Origin of the sequence: Arthrobacter sp. 9MFCol3.1 (assembly GCF_000620385.1) — a bacterium.
Lineage (GTDB): Bacteria > Actinomycetota > Actinomycetes > Actinomycetales > Micrococcaceae > Arthrobacter.
This window is the reverse complement of sequence record NZ_JIBJ01000005.1, coordinates 80,103-102,703: the sequence shown is the minus strand read 5'-3', so window position 1 is coordinate 102,703 and position 22,601 is coordinate 80,103. Positions and strand designations below refer to the sequence as shown.

The window sequence follows — 22,601 nt, the reverse complement described above, 5'->3', positions numbered from 1 at the left end:
GGGCAGAGATGGACAGCCAGCAGGACACTGAAGCAGCTCCGGTACTGAACAATGCGGTGCCGGTGCGGCACCCCGGCCGCTGGATCAGCGCCGCCATCATCATCGCCGTCCTTATCGGCTTCCTGCAGAGCCTGTTCACCAACCCCAACTTCCGCTGGGATGTCGTCGGCACCTACATCCTGGACACCAAGGTGGTCCAGGGCGTTGTCTGGACCCTGGTCCTGACCTTTGCCTCCATGGTCCTGGCCATCGTTTTGGCCATCCTGCTGGCCTTCATGCGGCAGTCCGACAACCCGGTGTTCCGCTGGTCCAGCTGGACCTGGGTCTGGTTCTTCCGCGGCACACCGATCTACACCCAGCTGCTGTTCTGGGGGCTCGCGACTGTTCTCTATCCGACGATTGTCCTCGGCATCCCGTTTGGTCCCGCCGTTTTCACTTGGGTGACCTCGGACCCCACGCACGGCCTGATCCCGGCCATCCTGGGCCTGGGTCTGAATGAGTCCGCGTACCTCGCCGAGATCTTCCGGGCCGGCCTGAAGTCCGTGGACCAGGGCCAGAGTGAGGCCGCCGAGGCCCTCGGCATGACAAAGGGCAAGATCATGCGGCGTATCATCCTGCCGCAGGCTATGCGCGTCATCGTGCCGCCTACCGGCAACGAGACCATCGGCATGCTGAAGACCACGTCGCTGGTCCTGGCGGTGCCGTTCACGCTGGACCTGACCTTCGCGACGAACGCCCTGGCCAACCGGATTTACCTTCCCATTCCGCTGCTGATTGTCGCTGCTTTCTGGTACCTCGTCATCACCAGCATCCTGATGGTGGGCCAGCACTTCATTGAGGCGCACTACGGCAAGGGCGTGGACAACCGGGTTCCGGCAGCGATCAACCCCGCTGCCGCCAAGGCGTCCGCGGCCGTGGCCCCCAGCGCCAAGGCCGAGCCGGACCTCAAGATGGACTTCCCCGAGGAGGAGGCGAAATGACGATCACCACTGAGCAGCCGTTGGTCAAGATCGAGGGCCTTCACAAGTACTACGGAACACACCACGTGCTGCGTGGCATCGACTTGACCGTCAACCAGGGCGAGGTATCCGTTGTGATCGGCCCGTCCGGTTCGGGCAAGTCCACCATGCTGCGCTGCGTGAACCTGCTGGAGACCATCAGTGCCGGGCGTATTTCGGTGGGCGGCGACCTCATCGGCTACCGCGAGGTCAAGGGCAGGCTCCACGACCTGAAGACCAAGGAAATCGCCGCCCAGCGCCGCGAGATCGGCATGGTCTTCCAGCGCTTCAACCTGTTCCCGCACAAGACCGCGCTGCAGAACATCATGGAAGCCCCGGTCCAGGTCAAGGGCCAGTCAAAGGCCGTCGCGCGCAAACGCGCCCTGGAGCTGCTGGACCGGGTGGGGCTCGGCGACCGCGCCGGACACTACCCCTCCCAGCTCTCCGGCGGCCAGCAGCAGCGCGTGGCCATTGCCCGGGCCCTGGCCATGGACCCCGAGCTCATGCTGTTCGATGAGCCCACGTCCGCGCTCGACCCGGAACTCGTGGGCGATGTCCTGAACGTGATGAAGGACCTCGCCAAGTCGGGCATGACCATGATTGTGGTGACCCACGAGATCGGCTTTGCCCGGGAGGTCGGTGACCGCCTGACCTTCATGGACGGCGGTGTCGTCGTGGAGTCGGGCGACCCGCGGGAGGTTCTGGCCAATCCCCAGCACCCCCGCACCAAGGAGTTCCTGAGCCGGGTGCTGTAATTCCGGTATTCCGCACCGAATAAGGACAGCCGCTACGTGGATCCACGTGGCGGCTGTCCTTTTTCGTAGCGGAAACGTGCGCTACGCCTGCGGCAGGCCCGCCACGGCCGTGGCTACCGCGGCCCGGATGGCGCGGTGCAGTTCCCCGAGCCGGTGCCGGTCCGTGCGCACCTCGATGATGCTGCGGCCCTCCAGCGGGCCGGACAGCGCCTCGGCGAGTTCCGCCGTCGTGCCGACCTGGCGGTGCGGGACACCGTATGCCGCGGCCAGGGCGGCGAGGTCCACGCGCTGCGGGGTGGCGAAGAGACGTTCGACGGCGTCGCCGTAGCGCCCCGCCGCGGCGACTGTGCCGTGCTCCAGGAGCCCGAAGATGGCACCTCCGGCATCGTTGAGCACCACGATCCGCAGCTGCGGTTCGGCCTCCCCGGCCCCGAGCAGGAGTCCCCCGGCGTCGTGCAGGAACGTCACATCCCCCATGAACACGGTCGTTTCCTGGCCACCGCCAAGCGCGATCCCGGTGGCGGTGGACGTGGTGCCGTCGATCCCGGCCAGGCCCCGGTTGGCGAACATGGTGGCCTGGGGTTCCGCGGGCGGCGCCCCGGCGAGGTCGACGTCGCGGATCCCGTTCGAGGAGCCCAGTACCAGCTGACCGCGGGCGTGTTTCCAGACCTCGGCGCCCACCGACGGGCCGGTCGCGGCCGGGGATGCGGCCAGGATCAGGTCCACGGCGTGTTGGGCGGCGGCTCCCGCGAGCAGCCAGGCATCGAGCCATGCGGAAGATCCGCGGCCGGCGAAGTCCGCCAGGTCCGCCAGGGTTTCGAGCGGCAGTTCGGTGCGGCGGCCGGGTTCGTACCAGGCCACCGGAACGGGCTGGTACAGGGCCGACGGGACATCGGCCCGCTCCAGCAGCGCGCTCACCGGCCGGGAGAGCGTCGGCCGGCCGAAGAGGACCACGCGTTCGATCGGCTGTGCCGCGTCCGCGCCGAAGTGCTCGATCAGCAGCCGGTAGGGGCCCACTGCGTTGGGGCCGAAGCGGGCGTTGGAAGACGGTTCGGCCAGCAGCGGCAGGCCGTGCGCGCGGGCGAAAGCCTCGGCGACCGGGCCGGCGTCGTGCCCGGCCAGCACCACGGTGCGCCGCTCCGGCAGCGCCGTCGACGCGGCCGGAAAGTCCAGGGCCAGGGGGTTCCGGGCGGCCCGGTAGATGCCGCGTCCGGCCGCCGCGGGCAGCCCGTCGCCCACGGCCGGGACCAGCGGGTCGCGGAAGGCAAGGTTCAGCTGCACCGGCCCGGGCGGGGCGTCCTCGAAGGCTCCGGTGGCGGCGCTGAGGGCCGTTTCGACGGCGCGCTGCGGATCGCTGCCCGCGGGCACGTCGACGGCGAAGCGGACGTGGTCGCCAAAGAGGTCCAGCTGCACGGTGGTCTGATTGGCGCCGGTTCCCCTCAGTTCCTCGGGCCGGTCGGCGGAGATGACCACGAGCGGCACCGCGGCGTGGTTGGCCTCCATGACGGCCGGGAGGAGATTGCCGACGGCGGTCCCGGACGTGGTCAGGACGGCGGCGGGGGCACCGGCGGACAGGGCGAGGCCCAGGGCCGTGAAACCGGCGGACCGCTCGTCGATCCGGACCAGCAGCTCCACCCGTCCCGCGGCTTCGGCCTCGGCCAGGGCGTAGGTCATCGGCGCCGAGCGCGATCCCGGCGAGACCACCACCTGGCGCACACCGGCGGCGAGCAACGCGTCGACGGCGATGCGCGCGGCCTCCACCGCGGTCAGGCGGCCGGGGGCGGGCGAGGCGGCAGCGGAATCCGCCGGACTCACATGTTCTCCGGCGTTTCGATGCCCAGCAGCTCCAGGCCGCCGGAGAGGCGGCGCAACGCCAGCGCGCACAGGGCCAGCCGCGAGTCACGGACCGATTCCTCGGCCTTGAGCACCGGGCACTGGTCGTAGAACGTGGTGAAAAGCTGCGCGAGCTCAAAGAGGTAGCCGCAGAGCCGGTGCGGCTCCAGCGCGTCCCGCACCTTGTTGAGCGTCGCGTCGAACTCCAGCAGGTGCAGGGCCAGCGCGCGTTCTGCGGGTTCGACGACGGCGATCGCCGTGGCGGGTCCGCCGGATGCTTCGGCTGCCGGAGTGCCGGCCGCCGGCGTGCCGCCGGCGCCGGTGATCAGTTCCAGCACGCCGGCTTTGCGCAGGATGGAGCGGATCCGGGCCGCAGCGTACTGCACATAGGGTCCGGTGTTGCCGCTGAGGGCGAGCATGCGGTCGAAGTCGAAGACGTACTCGGTGTCGTGGCCGGTGGAGAGGTCGGCGTACTTGACGGCGCCGATGCCCACCTGGCGGGCGGTCACCGCGCGTTCCGCCTCGCTGAGCTCGGGCCGGCTCGCGTCAATGACGGCGCGGGCCCGGTCCACGGCCTCTTCGAGCAGGGCCATGAGCTTCATCGGGGCACCGGAGCGGGATTTGAGGATTTTTCCGTCCTCGCCGAGCACGTTGCCGATCTGCACATGCACGGCCTCGACCGTCTCCGGCAGCCAGCCGGCGTCCCGGGCGGTGGCCATGACCATGCGCAGGTGGACGTTCTGCGGGGCACCCACGACGTATAGGATCCGGTTGGCCTCCAGGTCGCGGACCCGGTAGCGGATGGTGGCGAGGTCCGTGGTGCCGTAGCCGTAGCCGCCGTCGGACTTGCGGATAATCAGCGGCAGCGGCTGCCCGTCGCGGCCGGTAAAGCCTGCCGGGAAGGTGCACAGGGCGCCGTCGCTGATCCGGGCCAGGCCGCGCTCCTCGAGTTCCTGGCACAGCTGTGCCAGATGCGCGTCGTACGAGCTTTCGCCGGCGATGTGGTCATCGGTAAGGCTGATGCCGAGGGTGGAGTAGATGGCGTTGAAGTAGCGCTTGGACTGCGCGACCAGCCGCTGCCAGACGGCGAACGTCTCCTGGTCGCCGCCCTGCAGGGCCACGACCCGGAGCCGGGCCCGGGCGGCGAAGCCGTCCTCGTCGGTGGCGGAGGCATCGAACTTGGCCCGGGCGGCCTGGTAGAAGGCGCTGGGGTCCTCCACCAGCAGCGCCGCCTCCGGGGAGTCCTCGCCGATCTCCAGCCAGTGTTCGATCAGCATCCCGAACGGGGTGCCCCAGTCACCGATGTGGTTCTGCCGGATCACGGTGTCGCCGAGGGCTTCGAGCACTTTGACGAGGCTGTCCCCCACCACGGTGGTGCGCAGGTGGCCGACGTGCATTTCCTTGGCGACGTTCGGGGAGGAATAGTCGACGACGACGCGCTGCGGTGTCGCGGCGGGCGTGACGGCCGTGGCCGGCGACGCGGCCTGGACCGACTCTGCATTGAGCAGTTCCTCGATCCAGGTGCCGTCAAAGCTCAGGTTGATGAAGCCGGGCCCGGAGATTTCCACACTGGTGCAAATGCCGTCCAGGTTCAGGGCTTCGACGATCTTGGCAGCAGCGTCCCGCGGCGGCAGGCCGGCCTTTTTGGCCAGGGCCATGGCGGCGTTGATCTGGATGTCCGCGAACTGGGAGGGCCTGACCACCGGGTCCGTCTGCCGGAACTCTTCGCCAAACGCGGTGGCAATTGCAGCCTGGACTCTGGGGACAACCAATTCGGCCGGATTATTCACAGTCCCAAATTATCAGTAGGAGCCCTCCCCCGATGCTCGCCCGCCCTCCGAAGCAACGCCCTCAGATGCAACGCGGGGTCATTTCCGGCCCATGCCGGGCGCCGACACGGGCGGGAAATGACCCCGCGTTGCTTTGGCCGGAGGCGGCTAGGCGTCGGTGCGGAACACCTGGACCACGGACGGACGCGGAGCGCGCACCTGGCCGGGCTTCGGCGTCGCCCCTGCCGCGACGTAGTCCGGGAAGTACGAGTGCTGGTCGGCGAACGTGCCTTCCTCGCCCGGGTGCTGAACGGAGACGAAGACGGTGCGCTCGTCGTCGTGGATGACCGGGCCGCAGGTTTCGGCGTCGCGCGGGACGGCGAGGAACTGCTCCACCTTCCCGCGTTCGGCGCCGTCCAGGGTCACCTTGAAGAGCCCGTCGGCGTAGCCGATGCTGGAGGGCGCGCCGTCGGTGGAGATCCAGAGGTTACCCACGGAATCGAAGGCCACGTTGTCCGGGCAGGAGATCGGTGAGACCTGGCTCGCGGGGAACCCGGCGAAGTAGGTGGCGGAGTTCTTGGCCGGATCGCCGCAGACCATCAGCAGGTTCCAGCCAAACGTTGTGGAGCTCTGGTCTCCGGTCTCGGTAATTTCGACGATGTGGCCGTCGCGGTTGAGGGTGCGGGGGTTGACCTCGGTGGCCCCTTCCTTGCCGGGTTTGCCGCGGTCCGCGTTGTTGGTGCAGACCACGTAGACCTTGCCGGTGTGCAGGCTCGGCTGGACGTCCTCGCAGCGGTCCATTTTGGTGGGGCCCACCTTGTCGGCGGCGAGGCGGGTGTACACGAGGACTTCTTCCACGGACATCCCGGGCACCTTGGACTGTCCGCCCACCACGAGGGGCAGCCAAACACCGGCGCCGTCGAAGGCGCCGTCGGCCGGAAGCTTGCCCGCGCCGTCGAACCCGTCGGCCGGGGAATTGCCGGTGAACTTCGCGACGTACAGGTCGCCTTCCGAGAGCAGCGTGAGGTTGTTCTTGCGGTCCTCCGCCGTCTTTCCGGGCCGGTACGTGCCGGCCGAGACGAACTTGTACAGGTAGTCGAAGCGCTCGTCGTCGCCCATGTAGGCCACCACGTGGCCGGACTTGGCGACGATCACGTTGGCGCCCTCATGCTTGAAGCGGCCCATCGCGGAGTGCTTGCGGGGAGTGGAGGTGGGGTCGAAGGGGTCGACTTCCACGATCCAGCCGAAGCGGTTGGCCTCGTTCTGGTACCCGGGATTGCGGGTGTCGAAGCGCGGGTCATCCAGTTCCCACTGGCGGGCGGTGGGCTTGCTGGTCAGGCCGTAGCGCTTGTCGGCGTCGGAGGTTCCGGGCGCGGCGAAGTAGCCGTTGAAGTTTTCCTCGCCGGAGAGGATGGTGCCCCACGGGGTGGTGCCGCCGGAGCAGTTGCCCAGGGTGCCCTGGATGGCCCGGCCGGAGGGATCGGCGGCGGTCTTCAGGAGGGCGGATCCGGCGGCCGGACCGTCGAGCTCGTAGGTGGTGTCGGTCAGGAAACGGCGGTTCAGGCCGGCGCCCCGGACGTAGCTCCAGGGCTTGTTCTTGTTCGTGCGTTCCAGCTCCACCACCGTGAGGCCGTGGGCTGCACGGCCGATCGCGCGGGCCTCGGCGGCGTCGAATCCGGCCGGCAGCATGATGTTCTCGTTGGTGTATTCGTGGTTGGTGAAGAGCACGGCCCGGCGGTCCTTGGATCCTTCGATCGGCAGGATGTCGGTGTAGTCGTTGTTGTAGCCGAACTGGCGGGCCTGCGCCGCGGCGCTCTGGTGCCCGATGTCGAAGGCCGGCGAGTCCTTGAACAGCGGGTCGCCCCAGCGGATGACCGGCTGCCAGGTGAACCCGGCGGGGATGGTCAGCTTGTCCACGCTGGCGTCGACGGGTGCGATGGCGGTGAACTGCAGCTTGGATTTCCCAAACCCGTCCTTGGCCGCGGCGGCGAGGCCCGGGCCGCCGTCGGCGACGGCTGTTCCGGCGGATGTCACCGCGTTGCCGAAGGCGACGGCGAGCGCGCCGGCGGCGCCGAAGCCCAGCGCGGCGCGGCGGGACATCGTGGCGGAGGCGATGTCACGGAAGTAGCTGTTGGTGCTGGTGTTGCAGACCTCGCCCGAGCAGGCGTTGTCGCACTTCAGCGCGCAGGTGACGGGGCTTCGCTTGCCTTTGGTGTGGCCAAGCATGGGGAGCAGGGAAAACGTGCGTCCGGAGGAGACAGACATGGAGAGACCTTCCATGGGGGTGAGTTGCGGTCGCGCCCACCCTTCCAGCCGCTGGCTACCGAGAGGCGTCTCCCAGATGAAGTCCCGGTGAATGCTCGCCGTGCCGCCGAACCCATCGATTGCTCCGTAAGCGCCGTTTTCGAGGTCCTAAAGGGCCGTTACGGAGCAGTCGATGCGGCCAGCACCGCGTACACCCGCCGCAGCCGGTCCAGCCACCAGTCGCGGCGTTCCGGCGGGGCGGCGTGTTCGGCCAGCAGCTCGGGTGCCGGGCGGACGTCGCGCAGGGCGATAGCGCCGTCGTCGGGAACCAGCGGATCGCGGGTGACATCGGCGGCGAGCAGGGACACCGTGCCCAGGCCGCAGGCGTACGGCAGTTCGGGCAGGGCGGCGGCCAGGGCCAGCCCGGCCCGGATCCCCACCGAGGTGTCCAGCGCCGAACTCACGACGGCGGGCAGCCCGGCCTGCGCCACGATCCGCAGGGCGCGCCGCACTCCCCCGAGCGGGGCCACCTTGACCACGATCAGGTCCGCGGCGCCGGCCCGCGCCACTTTGAGGGGGTCGTCCTCCTTGCGCACGCTCTCATCGGCGGCGATCAGCACGGGCACGCCCGCCGCCCGGAGCTGCCGCCTGACCTCGGCGAGGCCCGCGATCTCCGGCACGGGCTGTTCGGCATATTCGAGCCCGACGGCGGCGAGCCGCGTCAGTGCCGCGACGGCCTCCGGCACGTCCCAGCCGCCGTTCGCGTCCACCCGGATCGCTGCGTCCGGCAGCGCCGCCCGGACGGCCGCCACCCGGGCGGCGTCGTCGTCCAGGCTCTGGCCGCGCTCCGCGACCTTGACTTTGACCGCGTCCACCCGGCCGAAGCGGGTCAGGACCTCCGGCACCCGGTGCGCCGGCACGGCAGGGACCGTGGCGTTGACCGGGATGCTGTCCCGCAACGGCGCCGGGAACCCGGCCCAGCCGGCCTCGATCGCGGCTGTTAGCCAGCGGGAGGCCTCGGCGTCGCCATATTCGGGAAAGGGACAGAATTCGCCCCAGCCCAGCGGCCCGCGGAGCAGCAGGGCCTCCCGCTGCAGGATGCCCCGGAATTTCACGCGCATCGGCAGGCTGACAACATGGGCGCCGGCCAGGAGTTCGTCGAGGCCGGGCAGGGGCGCGGCGGGACGTGCCGGGGGGTCCATGGGGAGGGCAGGCATGGAGCCACTGTACTGGGAATGCACTGCGAGGAATGCACTGAGAGAAATGCACTGCGAAGCTATGCCTGGACACCGGCCTGGGACGCGCAGCGCGGGGAGGCAGTACGGGGATGGAGTTCCGGGAGCCGGGCGTGGGTCCTTGATTGGGCCGGCGTCGACTGGGGGTGAGTCCCTGGTCCAGGAAACTCGTCTCCGCCGGCCCCGCTCAAGGAGCGTCGTGCCGGGGACAAGCCGCGCCGGCACACGCGACTCTACAAATCCCGGTCCGGCGGCGCACGAGTAGTGGGTACTCGTTTTTTGGCAGGTTCGACCGTCCCAGCCACGCGCCGGGTCCTTCAGCTGGCGCGCAGGGTTCTGTGGGACTCTTAATGGCATGACTTTTCGGCAGGAACGCACTTCCTGGGACCCGTCTGCCCGAGTCCAGAAAACCCAGGTCCAGATGATACCGGTCCACGAAACACAGGCCGCGGAAACACAAGTCCTCCCGGCCCGTTCGCCCGAAACTCCGGGGCGCAGCGCTCGGACCCGCGCCACACCGGATCCGCAGGCCCAGCGGTCCCCCGGCAAGGCCACCGCCGCCTTGTTCGTGCTGGCCACGGTTGCCTGCGTCGCGGCGCTGGCCGCCACATACGTCTTCTTTGTCCGTACCACCACGGGCCAGTTCATTGACGAATCGGCCCTCGTGGAAGCCGTGGCGCTCAGCGGTGCCGCGGGCAAGGCCGCCACCAAGCTGTTGGACTGGCTGCCGGCGCTCTCTGTGGTGATCGCATCGGTTGTGGTCGTGTTCGTCACTATCCTGCGGCGCCGCTGGTCTGCGGCGGTGATTGCGATTGCGGCGTGCGTGGGCGCCAACCTGGCCACCCAGATCCTGAAGGACTGGCTTCCGGTCCGGCCGTACCGCGGCGTCGAGACGCTGGAGCTGAATTCGTTGCCTTCGGGCCACACCACCATGGCGGCCTCGGCCGCCGCTGCCGTGTTCCTCATGGTCTCGCCGCGCTGGCGGCCGCTGGCCGGCTATCTGGGCGGCAGCTTCGCCGTCGCCACCGGCGTGTCCACGCTGATCAACCAGTGGCACCGGCCCGCCGATGTGGTGGCGGCCTTCCTGGTGGTCGGAGCCTTCATGGTCCCGGCCGGCTGGCTGATCATTCGCCGGGGCCCGGGGTGGAATGTCTGGAACGGCTACAACGAGCACTGGGCCTCAGCCAGGGTGTGGGTGGCGCTTCCCGTTCTCACCGGTCTTGCCGCGGCCGGGGTGGCGGCCGTCGCGTTGCTGAGCATCGGGCCGGGCGGGCAGGAGGTCAGCACCATCAGCTACTTCTGGGCCGGCACGGCGCTGATCGTCATTGCCGGCTACCTCGCCACGGTGGCCGGTGTGTGGTTGTTCGGCCTGGCCGCCCGGCAGCCGGACCCACGACGGCCGGACAGGCCCCCGGGCCAGGAACGCTAGCGTGGCGCACGTAGGCCCGGGCAGCACAGCGTGCCCGGGCCTACGCGGATCCTGCGACAGCTACCTGAGACGTGCGCAGATGTCCACGGCCTTGCCCGCACTGGCGTCCACGGATTCCACGTTATTGTCAACCGGATTGTCAACGGTGAGCACCACCCGTCCGGTGTATTGGAAGACCCCGGGACCTCCGGCGTCCCCCGAGAAGAAGACAAACCCGTTGTGGCCGGTGAGGGTGAGCGTATAGGACTCTCCGCCCGGGTTCTTGACATACCTGGCCACGGAACCGGACGTTTTCACCGTGTACGTCTTCCCGTTGCTCCCAGAACCGTTGAGGCCCTGGTTGGACCAGGTGAGGACCACTCCTGTGCCCACCCTGTAAAGGTTGCCGTTGCTGAACTTGATTTCCTTGATCCCGCCGCCCGTGGCCGTGAGGCCAAGATCAAAGCCGACACACGAATCCGCGGCCGGAATGATGGCTATTTCCGGTTCAGCTGCACCCGCAGACGAAGCGGCTAGAAGCATGGCTGCCGTGGCCGCCAGAGGCGCGAACCAGCGGGACTGTTTTCCTAACATGAGCATCTCCTCATTTTTTTGCGTCGAAACGCATCACCCATCCGGGCGGAGACCATGCGCTGCAAATAATCACGGGCGGACCCTGACAACGGCACTCGTGCCGCCCCACGTAGGGCCGGCATGGAATGCACCGGCGCACTGGCCCGACCCTACTAAGCCCGCTTAGCATGCACCCGAGTAGTCGCTACCTGCTTGTCGTTCTGGGCCCGGCAGCGCTCAGCAGTTCCGGCGGTGCTTGAGCCGGGGAATGGTCACAGCGAACACAGCCGCGGCGGCCAAGCCGATCACGCCGGTCGCGGCCACGCCGGCCCCCAGGGACGCGACGGCGGTGACGGCGGAGAGTAGCACGGGCCCGCCGGTCGCTCCGGCGTCGGCCATGAAGCGCCAGATGCCCAGGAACTGGCCCCGGCCGTTGTCCGGCGAAAAATCGGCCCCGAGCGTCATGTTCAGGCCCGAGCTGATCCCGTTGCCGAACCCGATCAGGAGCGCCGCCAGCATGAGCGAAACGAAGCCCGTGCTGAGCGGAATCAGCACCATGGCCGACCCCATGATCAGCGTGGACGGCACGGCCACCCATTGCCGGCCCTTGCGGTCCATCAGCTTTCCGGCCGGATAGAACACCAGCATGTCGATCGCCCCGGAGATCCCGTAAATCAGCGAGGCCTGGGTGGGGTCCAGGCCCAGGTGATCGGCCCACAGCGGGATGACCACCTGGCGCGAGGCGCGCAGCCCGCTCAGCAGCAGGACTCCGATCCCCACGCTCAGGAAGACGCCGGCGTGGGACACCGCGATCCCGCGCAAGGTGGGCTGTTGCGCCGGAACGCCGCCGGCCGGCAGCGGCTTCGCCTCGAGGTCGGGGATGGTGACGGACACGGCTGCCGCGGCGGCCATCGCGACGACGCCGGCCCAGTAGGCCCCGCTGATGCCGGCAAACTGCATCACGGCGGCGCCAACGAACGGGCCGATGAAGATCCCGATCCGGTTGACGCCGCCGAGGGTGGACAGGGCCCGGGCCCGGAGCATGACCGGCACGGCCTCGGTCAGGTATTTCTGCCGGGCCAGGCTGAATACGCTGGCGGCCATGCCGACCACCACCATCGCCGCCGCCAGCACCCAAAGGCCGCCGGAAAACAGCGGAGCGACGGCCGCCGCGGCGAGGGCTAACGCGCTGGCGGCCGCGGCCCCCACGATCGCCCAGCGTTCCCCGAATTTCAGGGTGATCAGCGACGCCGGAAGGTTGAAGAACCACGATCCGAGGCCGATCAGCGTAACAATCAGCGCGGCACCGGGCACGGAGGCGCCAAGATCGCGGGCGGACAGGGCGACCACGGGGAGGATCGCGCCCTCGCCCAGGCTGAACATGAGGGCCGGCCCGAACGCGGGAACGGCGATGCTGCGGAGGCTGAAGGGCGCGAGGCGTGTGGTGGTCATCCCCTTCATCCTAGGCATCCACCGCGGCCGTCCCTGCCCTACGCGTCGAAGTGGGTGCGGACTTCCTCGCTGGTGAGGTGCCGGAGCACGTCCGCGGCGACTTCCCGGAGCTTTTGGTTCCGGTTGCTGGAGACCTTGGTGAGGATGGCCATGGCCTGGTCCTGGGAGCAGCGGTTCTGGGCCATGATCACACCGCAGGCGAGATCGATGGAAGTGCGGTGTTCCATGGCCGACTGGAGATCTTCGGCCCGGGACTGGAAGGTTCCGAGCCGCACCGCCAGCCGGAGGGCGCGGCCGGCGAGGTCGGCGAATCCGGCCGCCTCCGCAATGATATCGTCCGTGAACAGCCCGGTGTCCGCCCCGAAGAAGTTCAGGGCCGCGGCGGCGTCGTCGCCAATTTCCAGCGGAACGCCCAGGGTGCTGCGGCACCCGTTGGCAGCAAGTTGCCGCTGGTAGTCGGGCCAGCGGGGATCGGCGTCGACATCCGCCAGCAGGACCACGGACCTGGTCCGCAGCGCCTCGATGCAGGGGCCGTCACCGAGGGTCTGTTCGATGCGGTCCAGGGTGACTGCCCGCGGACTGCTGCCCGCGACCGTCATGGTCCGCTTGCGGCGCTGCAAGGTCACGCCGCACTCAATCTCGGCGCCGGTCGTACGGCTCAGGGTGGCGGCCGAGAACTCCGCAAGGCGCCCCAGGAAGTCCTCGACGTTGTCGGTTCCCAGAAGCAGGTCCTGGAGGTGGCGGGCGGCGTCGACCCCGAGTGAGTTGTTGGCCATGCTCAAATGTACCGCGGAGGTCGGCACGGGTCGCGCTTAGACGTATCCGTCGACGATTGCCGCGGCGATCTCCCGGTATGCGCGCCGCGTTTCGGGGCGAAGCACATCAAGGGTGACGAGGTCGCCGTCGGCCACCCCGCGGTCGTGCGGAACCGCGATCAGCTGGCGGCAGATGCCGGACAGGTGTTCTTCGATGGCGTCCTTGTCCACCCGGGTGGACACCTCGTCCTTGTCGGTGATGACCACGACGGCGTTGCGGGCCAGGTCTTCGTAGCCGTGGCTGGCCAGCCAGTGAAGCGTGCTGCGGGCCCGCTTGGCTCCGCTGACGGCATAGCCGGCCGCGATGATCAGGTTGTCCGCCGACTGCAGGATGCCGCTCATGGCATTGTGCGTCACGCCCGTGCCGCAGTCGATCAGCGCCACTGAGTAGTAGGCGGAGATGAGCTTGCGGATCCGCAGGTATTCCTCGGCCGTCAGCGAATCGGAAACCTCGGGGTCCTGTTCGCCGGCAATGAGGTGGAGCCTGCCGGCGTGGTGCATGTAGCGGGCCAGGGCCGTGAGGGAATCGACTGACTCGATGTTCTTGAGCAGGTCCGTGATGGTGCGCGGGCTCTGCTGCTGGTAGATCCCTTCGCCGAGGGCGCGCTCGACGAGGTCGCCGGAATCGGGGTTGGCGTCGATGGCGCACGGAGGATCTCCCCGGAACTCGGCCAGGGTCAGTCCGACGCCGACCGTAGTGGAGGTCTTCCCGATGCCGCCTTTGAGGCTCAGGACGGCCGTGTTGTAGCTGCCCTGGAGCTGGCGGGAGATGCGCCGGGCCAGCTCGTCTTCCTCACGCTGCCGGGCACTCGGGCCCAGGTTCAGCCCGCCGCCGGTCAGGTTGTAGAGGGCGCCGCGGAACCCGCCGACGGGCCGGGGCTTCTGCTCGCGGACAAAAAGACCCGGGGAGCTGATGAAGTCGGGCAGCGGGGCGTCGGCCAGGGCCGCGGCCCTGCTGGCCGAACGGGTGGAACGGGTGGGCTGGGCGGGCACGGCAGGAGCGGCCTCGGGGGCAGGCGGCTTCAGCACGGGATCCTTGGACGGTTTGGCAGGCTGCGGGCGCGCTGGCGCATCGGCGGCAGCGGCGGCCTCCGCCCAGGAACTGCTGGGGGCTGAAGGGCGCTGTTCGGCCTGGTTGCTCGAAATGATGGGCATGGTTCCTGTCCAGGCGTCAGAGTCGTCGCCGCGGCGGCGGTCTCTCCGACGCGGAAGTTGGGCCTGCTCTTCAGCTGCTTCAGCTTCAGCGAGGGCGTTGGCGGTCTTGTTTTCGACCGGTTCTGGCATGTTCGTTCCCCCCAGGGATCACAGCGCAGACCGCTGCAGTGCTCGATTGACATCGTTCAAGGAACAAGTCTAGGGGCAGTAATGAGCACGCTTACCATCACCGCCATTTATCTGGACTTAGCGGTGGGCCCGCGTGTCCTGCAGGCGCTTGATGAACCAGCGCGACTGTTCGGGGCCGTAGGGCAGGATCGGGATGGCCTTGGTTGCATCGTCCGGGGTTTCCCGGGTGGCCTGGATCGCCTGCCGGACCGCGGTGGTCATGGTGTTGGCCATGGTCTTGACGAACTGGTCCGAACACGGTTCGCCGTGGCCGGGAATCAGGAATTCGTAGCGGTGCCGCAGCGCCGAGAGGTGACGGAGGGCGTCGGCCCAGTCTTCCGGGAATGAGTCCTCGAAGGATGGGTGGGAACCCTGTTCAACGAGGTCGCCGGCGAAGAGGGTGCTTGCCGTGCCGACCAGGAGGTCGCCGTCGGTGTGGCCGCGGCCCAGATAGAACAAGGTGGCGGTCTGTCCGCCAAGATCCACGAGGACCGGCTGGTCCTTCACGATGGCGTTCGGAACCACCAGCTCAGCGTCGGAGCCCTGACCGGCCGCCATCTCGGGTTCCGCGGAGGCCACAAGGCGGCGCTGCTCGTCGCCGTTCTCCTCGATTTCCGCGGCGCAGTTCTCGTGCGCCCAGAATTCCGTGACGCCGTCACTGGCGAAGACGGCGTTGCCGAAGAAGTGGTCGTAGTGGGCGTGCGTGTTGACGACGACGAGCGGCAGCCCGGTCATTTCCCGCACGGCGGCCAGGATCTCGCGGCCCTGCCGGGGGCCGCCGCCGGTGTCAATCACCATGGCGCGCTCGGTGCCGACCACCAGACCCGTGTTGAGCAGGGAACCTTGGGTTGTCAGTACGTAGTTGTCCGGACCGACTTCGAGCCATCGTGACATTGAATCTCCGTATTTCCGACGCTTTTCCGGCATTGTTGGTCCGGCGTTGTTGGTGCTGTACAGGCCTCGATTCTACCCGCGCTGGCTGGAAATTCCCGTCAGGGCGTGCCCGTCCCGTCCCCGCGGCGGGTATGCCCGGACCCCTCGTCGTGGCCTGCGCGGCGGTGTAGCCTGTGGGCTACTTCCCTCGAGCAGCCAGGTGCTCCACCGAACGAATGGGGGTGGCTCCCGTTGAAATCCGGCACGTCCCTGGAGCGGATGGTGTTCTTCAGCGATGCCGTCTTCGCGATCGCCCTGACGCTCCTGGCCCTGGACCTGAAACTGCCCGAGGGCATTCCCGCGGAGCAGGTGGACGACGCCTTGGTTGCTGCCCTGCCGCAGCTGCTGGCGTACGCCTTGTCCTTTGTCATCATCGCCAAGACGTGGATGTCCCACCACTCCGACTTTGCCCTCATCCGCCGTTTCAATGCGAACCTGGCCTGGCTGAACCTGGCCCTTTTGTTCTTCATCGCCATGCTGCCCGGTCCGACGGCGGTCCTCAGTGACTACGGGGACGATCCCACCCCGTGGCCGAGCGTCCTGTACGCCGCCAACATTGCCGCGGTCTATCTGATGCTGGCGGCCATCTGGGGCTATGCGGAGCACGCGGGGCTCATGGACCGCGAGATGGCCGCCCACGTCCACCGCCGCATCTTTTATGCGCGGATTGCCGTGGCGCTGGTCTTCCTGCTCTCCATCCCGGCGGCGTTCGTCCTGAACGCCTACACGCCGTTCGTGTGGCTGCTGCTCCTGCCCGCATCGTGGCTGGCACGGTGGCTTGCGGCCCGGCCGGAGAGCACGGGGACCGCACCAGACTGACTGTGCGGTCCCCGTCCCTTCATCCGGGATGCGGATCCCGGTTACGCCTTACATGTCCGCGAGCGCCGACCCCGGGTTCTCGATCGCGTCCGCGACGTAGCGCAGGAAGCCGCCGGCCGCGCCGCCGTCGCACACCCGGTGGTCGAACGTGAGCGTCAGTTCGGTGACCTTGCGGACCGCGAGCTCGCCGTTGACCACCCAGGGCTTGTCGATGATCCGCCCGACGCCGAGGATCCCCACCTCGGGGTGGTTGATGATCGCGGCGGAACCGTCAACCCCGAACACGCCGTAGTTGTTCAGCGTGAACGTGCCGCTGCCCAGTTCCGCCGGGGTCGCTTTACCCTCGCGCACGACGGCGGTGAGGCGGCGGATCTCGGCGTCCAGTTCGCGGGCGCTGAGCTTGTCCGCGTTCCGCACCGACGGCACCATCAGTCCGCGGTCGGTCTGCGCCGCGAACCCGAGGTTGACGCCGTCGAAGGCCACAATCTCCTGCATCGCGCCGCCCGCGGCATCCTCGGTGGTCACGATCCGGGTGTTCAGCTCCGGGAATTTCTTGAGCCCGGCAGTAACAAACCGGGCGATGAAGGCCAGCAGCCCCGGGGTGCTGTGCGGGTCCGCCTTCTTCAGCGCGGCACGCATCTCCACCAGCGCAGTGGCGTCCACGTCCACCCACACGGTGGCTTCCGGGATCTCGGAGCGGCTGCGCGTCATGTTCGCCGCGACCGCCTTGCGCACGCCCCGGACCGCTGTGCGTCCGGAAATGCCCAGCCCGGTGCGCGCGTCGGTGTCTCCGGATGCCGCGGCCGGCGCAGCAGGAGCAGCAGCCTCCGCAATCGGGCGCTCAACCACCGGCGACGGCTTGATGACGGCCTCGACATCGCGCCGCATGATGAGCCCGCTGGCCCCTGACCCCTGGAGTTCCCCCAAATCAACCCCATGATCGCGCGCCATCCGGCGAACCAGCGGAGAAATAACGGCCCCCAGTTTCCCGGGAACCCGAGTGCGCATCAGCACCAGGTCATCGGCAGCCTTCTCGGCAGCAGAGACCCCGCTGACAGCCTCAGCCACCGCGGCCCGCTTAGGAGCCCGAGTCCGCCGGGCAACCCCATGCCCGCCCGGAGTCCCATACCCAATCAGGACATTGCCGGACCCGGCCTTCTCCTCCTCGCGGTAAGCCTCAGCCGCAACAGCAGCAGGTGAGCCAGCAGCGAAACCGGCCGGCGCGGATGATGCCGCCCCGGGAGTGGCATCGGGCCTGTCGGAGCCGGACGGCATGCTGCTTGCAGCAATGCCGTCCGGCGAAGGGGCGGGGGCGGCAACATCCGTGCCGGCCCCACCGGGGGCGGCATTGCCTGTGGCGCCGCCACCAGCACCACCGGGGGCGGCATCGCCTGTGGCGGCGCCACCAGCACCACCAGAAACGGAAGAAGCAGCAGCACCAACAGGCATCACAGAGATCAGCGGCTTGCCGACGTCGAGCGTCTGGCCGGGCTCGCCGTGCAGCACGGCCACGGTGCCGGCGTATGGCGAGGGCACCTCCACCATGGACTTGGCCGTCTCGACCTCGGCGATCGGCTGGTCCACGCGGATCTCGTCGCCCACGGACACGAGCCAGTTCACGAGTTCGGCTTCGGTGAGGCCTTCGCCCAGGTCCGGCAGGAGGAATACTTTCGGTTCGCTCATGGTCAGTCTTCCCACTGGAGGTCGTCAACGGCGTCGAGGATGCGGTCCACGCCGGGCAGGTAGTAGTGCTCGAGCTTCGGCGCCGGGTAGGGCACGTCGAAGCCGGTGACGCGGCGGATCGGTGCGGCCAGGTGGTGGAAGCAGCGTTCCTGGACCCGGGCGACGATTTCCGAGGCCACGGACGCGAAGCCGTGGGCCTCGGCGATGACCACGGCGCGGCCGGTCTTGCGGACCGAGGCGCAGACGGTCTCGTCGTCGAACGGCACGATCGAGCGGACGTCGATCACTTCCAGCGAGCGGCCTTCCTCGGCGGCGGCGGCCGCGGCGGCGAGCGCCGTCGGGACGGACGGGCCGTAGGCGATCAGGGTGGCGTCGGTGCCGGGGCGGGCGACGGCGGCGCGGCCCTCGGAGGACGTGCCGTGCTCGGTGTTCGCGGCGTGTTCGGCGCGCAGCGCATCGAGGTCCACCTGGTCTTTGGACCAGTACAGCTTCTTGGGCTCCATGAACATGACGGGGTCGTCGGAGTCGATGGCTTCCCGGAGCATCCGGTAGCCGTCGGCCACGGTGGCCGGGGTGAAGACCTTCAGGCCGGCGGTGTGCGCGTAGTAGGCCTCGGACGAGTCGCAGTGGTGCTCCACTCCCCCGATGCCGCCGGCGTACGGAACCCGGATGACCATGGGCAGCTTCACGGCGCCCTTGGTGCGGTTGTGCATCTTGGCGACGTGGCTCACGATCTGTTCGAAGGCCGGGTACGCGAACGCGTCGAACTGCATCTCGATGACCGGGCGCATGCCGTTCATAGCCATGCCGACGGCCATGCCGACGATGCCGGATTCGGCCAGCGGGGTGTCGAAGCAGCGGCTCGTGCCGAAGGTCTTCGTGAGCCCGTCCGTGATGCGGAAGACGCCGCCGAGCATGCCGACGTCCTCGCCGAAGACCAGGACCGAGGGATCCGCGTGCATGGCGTCCGCCATCGCGGTGTTCAGGGCCTTGGCCAGGGTGATGGTCTGCGGGCCGGCCTGCTCGGCCGCAACAGCAGCCTTGGCGGCGGCGCGCGCAGTCGCGGCGCTGACGTTGCCGTTCGCCTCGGAGGATGTGGTGATGGTGGGGCTCATTTCCCGGCCCCCTTCGAAGCAGATGCGGTTGCGGTGGATGCGGCGTCGCGGGCCAGTTCGTCGGCGAGCATGGCGGACTGTTCCTTCAGCTGTGGTGTGGGGGTGGAGAAGACGTACTTGAAGAGATCCTGCGGTTCCACCGGGACCTCTTCGCTGAGGCCCTCGCGCAGCTGCGTGGCCACAGCCTCTGCCTTTTCGGCGATCCTGGCGGCGCGGTCGTCGTCCAGCAGGCCGCGGTCCGTCAGGTAGGTCTGCATCCGGCTCAGCGGGTCCTTCGCCACCCATTCGGCGACTTCGCTGTCCTGCCGGTAGCGGGTGGCGTCATCGGCGTTGGTGTGCGCCTGCATCCGGTAGGTGTGCGCCTCCACGAGCAGCGGGCCGGAACCTTCCCGGGCGAGCTTGACGGCCCGGCCGAGGACGGCGAGCAGGGCCACGATGTCGTTGCCGTCCACGCGTTCGCCCGCCATGCCGTAGCCCACGGCCTTGTGGGCGAGCGAGGGCGCAACGGACTGGTGCGCCAGCGGCACGGAGATCGCGTACTGGTTGTTCTGGACGAAGAAGACCACGGGCAGGTGAAAGACGGCGGCGAAGTTCAGGGCCTCGTGGAAATCGCCTTCGCTCGTGGCGCCGTCGCCGCACATGGCCAGGACCACGGTGTCCTCGCCGCGCAGTTTGGCGGCGTGGGCAACGCCGACGCCGTGCAGCAGCTGGGTGGTCAGCGGGGTGCACTGGATGCCGACCTTGTTCTTGGCGGGGTCGTAGCCGCCGTGCCAGTCGCCGCGGAAGAGCGTCATCGTCTGGACCGGATCCACGCCGCGGGCCATGACGGCCACGGAGTCGCGGTAGGTGGGGAAAAGCCAGTCCCCCTCGGCAAGGCACAGCGCGGCGGCAACCTGGCACGCCTCCTGGCCGTGGCTCGAGGGGTAGACGGCCATGCGGCCCTGCCGGACCAGCGCGGAGTTCTGGTCATTGACGCGGCGGCCAACGACGAGCTGCTCGTAAGCGGCCATCAGTTCGGCTTCGCTGGGCAGGCTGTACTCGTGCCCCGGCTGGGTGCCCTGCTCCGTGTGGGGATTCAGGGTTCCGTCCGGGCCCACCATCTGGATCTGGTGGCGGGCGGGCAGCATGTAGTCCTCAACGGTGATGCCGAACTTGCTCACGGCCTCACCGGCTGGATCTTGTTGCGCGGCCTGCTGCGCAGCTGGCTGCGCAGCGTGGTCTGCGGAGATCGTCATTGGTCCGTCCTTCTGTAGCCACTAATCTTTCCCAGTATGCCTCCAGCCGATGTTTCGTATCCACCTCTCCGGGGAATCGTGGAGATGTCCAAGAATTTGCCCTAGTCTGGAAGACAAATCGTAAGTGTGAGCTGGATTACCGGCGGGGGTTGTAGACGAATGGCAGAGCTCGAATCAGAGCAGGTGGCGGTGCCGCTGGACGATGTGGACCGGAACATCATTGCGGAGCTGACCCGGGACGGCCGGATGTCGGTGACACAGGTGGCCGAGAACGTCCATATTTCCCGCGCCCACGCCTACACCAGGATCGCCCGGCTCACCGGCGAGGGCGTCCTGACCAAGTTCACCGCCCTGGTGGATCCCATCAAGGCCGGCCTGAAGTCTTCTGCCTACGTCACGCTGAAGGTGCGCCAGCATTCCTGGCGCGAGCTGCGCGAACTCCTGCGCGCCATCCCGGAGGTCCACCACATCGCGCTGGTGGGCGGGGACTTCGATGTGATCCTGCTGGTGCGCGCCGTGGACAACATCGACCTGCGCCGGGTGATCTTCGACCAGCTGCAGTCCATGCCCGGGGTGCTGGACACCCAGACGTTCCTGGTGTTCGAGGACCTGGACACCCGCTAGCTGACGAACGCCTTCATCCAGGCCCGGAGCTCTTCGCCGAACTCCACCCGGTCGGCAGCGATCGAGATGACCGCCTTGAGGTAGCTCAGTTTGTCTCCGGTGTCATACCTGCGGCCCCGGAAGACCACCCCGTAGACGCCTCCGCCCTCGCAGTCGGACACGGCCAGGGTCTGCAGCGCGTCGGTGAGCTGGATTTCACCGCCGCGGCCGGGCGGGGTGTCCTCCAGGACATCGAAAATCTCCGGATGCAGGATGTACCGGCCGATCACGGCCAGGTTGGACGGGGCCTCGGCTGCGGCAGGCTTCTCAACGAGCCGGTTGACCCGCACATGGTCCTGGCCCGGCACCGCTGAAACGTCGGCGCAGCCGTAGGCACTGATTTCCGCCGGATCCACTTCGATCAGGGCCACGACGGAGCCGCCCGTGCGGGCCTGGACCTCCATCATGGCGGTCAGCAGCTCGTCCCGCTCGTCGATCAGGTCATCGCCCAGCAGGACGGCGAACGGTTCGTACCCGACGTGCTGGCGGGCGCAGAGGACCGCATGGCCGAGGCCTTTGGGATCGCCCTGGCGCACGTAGTGCAGCGGGCCCAGGCGGGAAGCGTGGCGGACGGCCTCCAGCCGGTCGAAATCACCCTTGAGTTCGAGGGCGTGCTCCAGCGAGGGTTCGCGGTCAAAGTGGTCCTCCAGCGCCCGCTTCTGGCGCCCGGTCACCATGAGCAGATCCGTCAGCCCGGCCCGGACGGCTTCTTCTACCACGTACTGGATGGCCGGCTGGTCGACCACGGGCAGCATTTCCTTGGGCATCGCCTTGGTTGCCGGCAGGAACCGCGTTCCCAGTCCCGCCGCAGGTATGACAGCCTTGTTTACAGATTTCCCCAGAGTCATAACCGAACATTACAAGCGGGTTCCGGAAATGAAAATGCTTCGAAGCAAAGACGAGTACCCCGAAAGCACGTTTCCGGGACGCCCGGCCGGGCCGGCCCTCAGCCCTTGAAAACCGGGCTGCGCTTCTCCTGGAAGGCGCGGAAACCCTCGGCGTAGTCCTCGCTCTTGCACAGCCGTGCCTGTTCTGCGTTTTCCTCCTCCATGGCCTCCCACAGCCCCAGCCGCTGGTCCCGGATGTGCGCGACGAGCTCCTTGCTGGCCCGGAACGCACCCGTGGCGCCGGTGGCAACGTTGGCCACGATGGCGCGGGTATTCTCCAGCAGTTCCGCCGCGGGCATGGCCCGGCTGAACAGGCCCTGCGCCACGGCGTCGGCGCCGCTCATGAGCTCGGCGGTGTAGATCAGGTCCAGGGTCCGGTGCATGCCCAGGCGCTCGGTGAAATACCAGTGCCCGCCCGAGTCGAGGGTGGCGCCGAGCTTGGCGAACGGTGAGCCGACCTTGGCATTCTCTGCCACGTAGACCACGTCTGTGGCCAGCAGCAGCCCCAGCCCCACGCCGAGGCAGGCGCCCTGGGCAGCGGCGAACGTGGGCGCGGGGAAGGCGCTCATCTTCTTCAGCAGCGGCTGGACGAGCCCGCCCAGGTAGGCCTGCGCGTCGTCGCTCTCCGGGGTCACGCCGGCGATGTCACGGCCGGCGCAGAAGGCGCGGCCCTCGCCGCGGAGCAGCAGCGCCCGGACTTCACCGCGCGCGGCGGCGTCAGCGGCGTCGTCGTACGCCCGGGACAAATCCGCGAGCGCCTGCTCGTCGAGGGAGTTCAGCTTGTGCGGGGCGTCGAGGACGACCTCGGCGACGCCGTCGGCAATGGAAAGGGAAATCATGGGGCTCCTTGGATTCGAAAAA

Annotated in this window: 19 protein-coding genes; 5 read left to right on the top strand and 14 right to left on the bottom strand. The window is 68.4% G+C overall.

What is annotated here, in order from left to right; genetic code table 11:
• Window positions 1-8: 8 nt before the first annotated feature.
• The gene (locus C560_RS0105675) at window positions 9-980 is read left to right on the top strand and encodes an amino acid ABC transporter permease (protein ID WP_026537465.1); all 972 of its coding nucleotides are present in this window, start codon (window positions 9-11) and stop codon (window positions 978-980) included.
• A complete protein-coding gene (locus tag C560_RS0105670; protein WP_026537464.1) occupies window positions 977-1,753 on the top strand; it encodes an amino acid ABC transporter ATP-binding protein in 777 nt (258 codons plus the stop codon). Before C560_RS0105675 ends, C560_RS0105670 begins: the two co-directional genes overlap by 4 nt.
• 81 nt (window positions 1,754-1,834) lie before the next feature.
• On the opposite strand, the gene menD is transcribed toward C560_RS0105670, so the two are convergent.
• The 4 genes from menD to C560_RS0105650 all read right to left on the bottom strand — a co-directional run bounded on the left by menD (window position 1,835) and on the right by C560_RS0105650 (window position 8,816).
• On the bottom strand, window positions 1,835-3,568 hold the full coding sequence (menD, locus tag C560_RS0105665) for a 2-succinyl-5-enolpyruvyl-6-hydroxy-3-cyclohexene-1-carboxylic-acid synthase (RefSeq protein ID WP_051533028.1): 1,734 nt from the start codon (window positions 3,566-3,568) through the stop codon (window positions 1,835-1,837).
• Complete coding sequence (argS, locus tag C560_RS0105660) at window positions 3,565-5,376, bottom strand: arginine--tRNA ligase (protein ID WP_026537462.1); 1,812 nt, start codon at window positions 5,374-5,376, stop codon at window positions 3,565-3,567. Before argS ends, menD begins: the two co-directional genes overlap by 4 nt.
• Before the next feature lie 147 nt (window positions 5,377-5,523).
• Window positions 5,524-7,620, bottom strand: a complete 2,097-nt coding sequence (locus tag C560_RS0105655; RefSeq protein WP_026537461.1) for a PhoX family protein — start codon at window positions 7,618-7,620, stop codon at window positions 5,524-5,526.
• Between the two features lie 158 nt (window positions 7,621-7,778).
• Window positions 7,779-8,816: an o-succinylbenzoate synthase gene (locus C560_RS0105650; RefSeq protein WP_231494278.1), complete on the bottom strand. Its 1,038-nt coding sequence runs from the start codon at window positions 8,814-8,816 to the stop codon at window positions 7,779-7,781.
• Window positions 8,817-9,189: 373 nt separating this feature from the next.
• Between C560_RS0105650 and C560_RS0105645 the strand changes: the two genes are divergently transcribed.
• Window positions 9,190-10,263: a phosphatase PAP2 family protein gene (locus C560_RS0105645; RefSeq protein WP_026537459.1), complete on the top strand. Its 1,074-nt coding sequence runs from the start codon at window positions 9,190-9,192 to the stop codon at window positions 10,261-10,263.
• Between the two features lie 60 nt (window positions 10,264-10,323).
• Here C560_RS0105645 and C560_RS0105640 read toward each other — a convergent pair whose 3' ends face one another.
• From C560_RS0105640 to C560_RS0105620, 5 genes are all read right to left on the bottom strand, one after another.
• Window positions 10,324-10,836 carry a hypothetical protein gene (locus C560_RS0105640; protein ID WP_026537458.1) on the bottom strand — a complete coding sequence of 171 codons (513 nt, stop codon included), beginning with the start codon at window positions 10,834-10,836 and terminating at the stop codon, window positions 10,324-10,326.
• A gap of 216 nt (window positions 10,837-11,052) precedes the next feature.
• Window positions 11,053-12,267: an MFS transporter gene (locus C560_RS0105635; RefSeq protein WP_026537457.1), complete on the bottom strand. Its 1,215-nt coding sequence runs from the start codon at window positions 12,265-12,267 to the stop codon at window positions 11,053-11,055.
• A gap of 38 nt (window positions 12,268-12,305) precedes the next feature.
• Window positions 12,306-13,043 carry a GAF and ANTAR domain-containing protein gene (locus C560_RS0105630; RefSeq protein WP_018775133.1) on the bottom strand — a complete coding sequence of 246 codons (738 nt, stop codon included), beginning with the start codon at window positions 13,041-13,043 and terminating at the stop codon, window positions 12,306-12,308.
• Between the two features lie 36 nt (window positions 13,044-13,079).
• Window positions 13,080-14,366 (bottom strand): MinD/ParA family ATP-binding protein, encoded by a 1,287-nt coding sequence (locus C560_RS0105625; RefSeq protein WP_018775132.1) that lies wholly within the window; start codon window positions 14,364-14,366, stop codon window positions 13,080-13,082.
• Window positions 14,367-14,483: 117 nt separating this feature from the next.
• The gene (locus tag C560_RS0105620) at window positions 14,484-15,299 is read right to left on the bottom strand and encodes an MBL fold metallo-hydrolase (RefSeq protein WP_026537456.1); all 816 of its coding nucleotides are present in this window, start codon (window positions 15,297-15,299) and stop codon (window positions 14,484-14,486) included.
• A 231-nt stretch (window positions 15,300-15,530) separates the two neighbouring features.
• On the opposite strand from C560_RS0105620, the gene C560_RS0105615 reads away from it, so the two are divergent.
• Entirely contained in the window at window positions 15,531-16,157 is a 627-nt protein-coding gene (locus tag C560_RS0105615; protein ID WP_026537455.1) for a TMEM175 family protein, read from the top strand.
• A 48-nt stretch (window positions 16,158-16,205) separates the two neighbouring features.
• On the opposite strand, the gene C560_RS0105610 is transcribed toward C560_RS0105615, so the two are convergent.
• Genes C560_RS0105610 through pdhA form a run of 3 tightly spaced genes read right to left on the bottom strand, consistent with a single transcriptional unit; the run spans window position 16,206 to window position 20,190 of the window.
• A complete protein-coding gene (locus tag C560_RS0105610) occupies window positions 16,206-17,840 on the bottom strand; it encodes a dihydrolipoamide acetyltransferase family protein (protein WP_026537454.1) in 1,635 nt (544 codons plus the stop codon).
• 2 nt (window positions 17,841-17,842) lie between these two features.
• Entirely contained in the window at window positions 17,843-18,955 is a 1,113-nt protein-coding gene (locus C560_RS0105605) for an alpha-ketoacid dehydrogenase subunit beta (protein ID WP_026537453.1), read from the bottom strand.
• Window positions 18,952-20,190 carry a pyruvate dehydrogenase (acetyl-transferring) E1 component subunit alpha gene (gene pdhA / locus C560_RS0105600; RefSeq protein WP_018775127.1) on the bottom strand — a complete coding sequence of 413 codons (1,239 nt, stop codon included), beginning with the start codon at window positions 20,188-20,190 and terminating at the stop codon, window positions 18,952-18,954. Before pdhA ends, C560_RS0105605 begins: the two co-directional genes overlap by 4 nt.
• A gap of 159 nt (window positions 20,191-20,349) precedes the next feature.
• On the opposite strand from pdhA, the gene C560_RS0105595 reads away from it, so the two are divergent.
• A complete protein-coding gene (locus tag C560_RS0105595; RefSeq protein WP_026537452.1) occupies window positions 20,350-20,814 on the top strand; it encodes an Lrp/AsnC family transcriptional regulator in 465 nt (154 codons plus the stop codon).
• Here C560_RS0105595 and galU read toward each other — a convergent pair.
• Both galU and C560_RS0105585 read right to left on the bottom strand, forming a co-directional pair.
• Window positions 20,811-21,701: a UTP--glucose-1-phosphate uridylyltransferase GalU gene (gene galU, locus C560_RS0105590; protein ID WP_026537451.1), complete on the bottom strand. Its 891-nt coding sequence runs from the start codon at window positions 21,699-21,701 to the stop codon at window positions 20,811-20,813. The genes C560_RS0105595 and galU overlap by 4 nt on opposite strands.
• Before the next feature lie 98 nt (window positions 21,702-21,799).
• Window positions 21,800-22,579 carry an enoyl-CoA hydratase/isomerase family protein gene (locus tag C560_RS0105585; protein ID WP_026537450.1) on the bottom strand — a complete coding sequence of 260 codons (780 nt, stop codon included), beginning with the start codon at window positions 22,577-22,579 and terminating at the stop codon, window positions 21,800-21,802.
• Window positions 22,580-22,601: the final 22 nt, after the last annotated feature.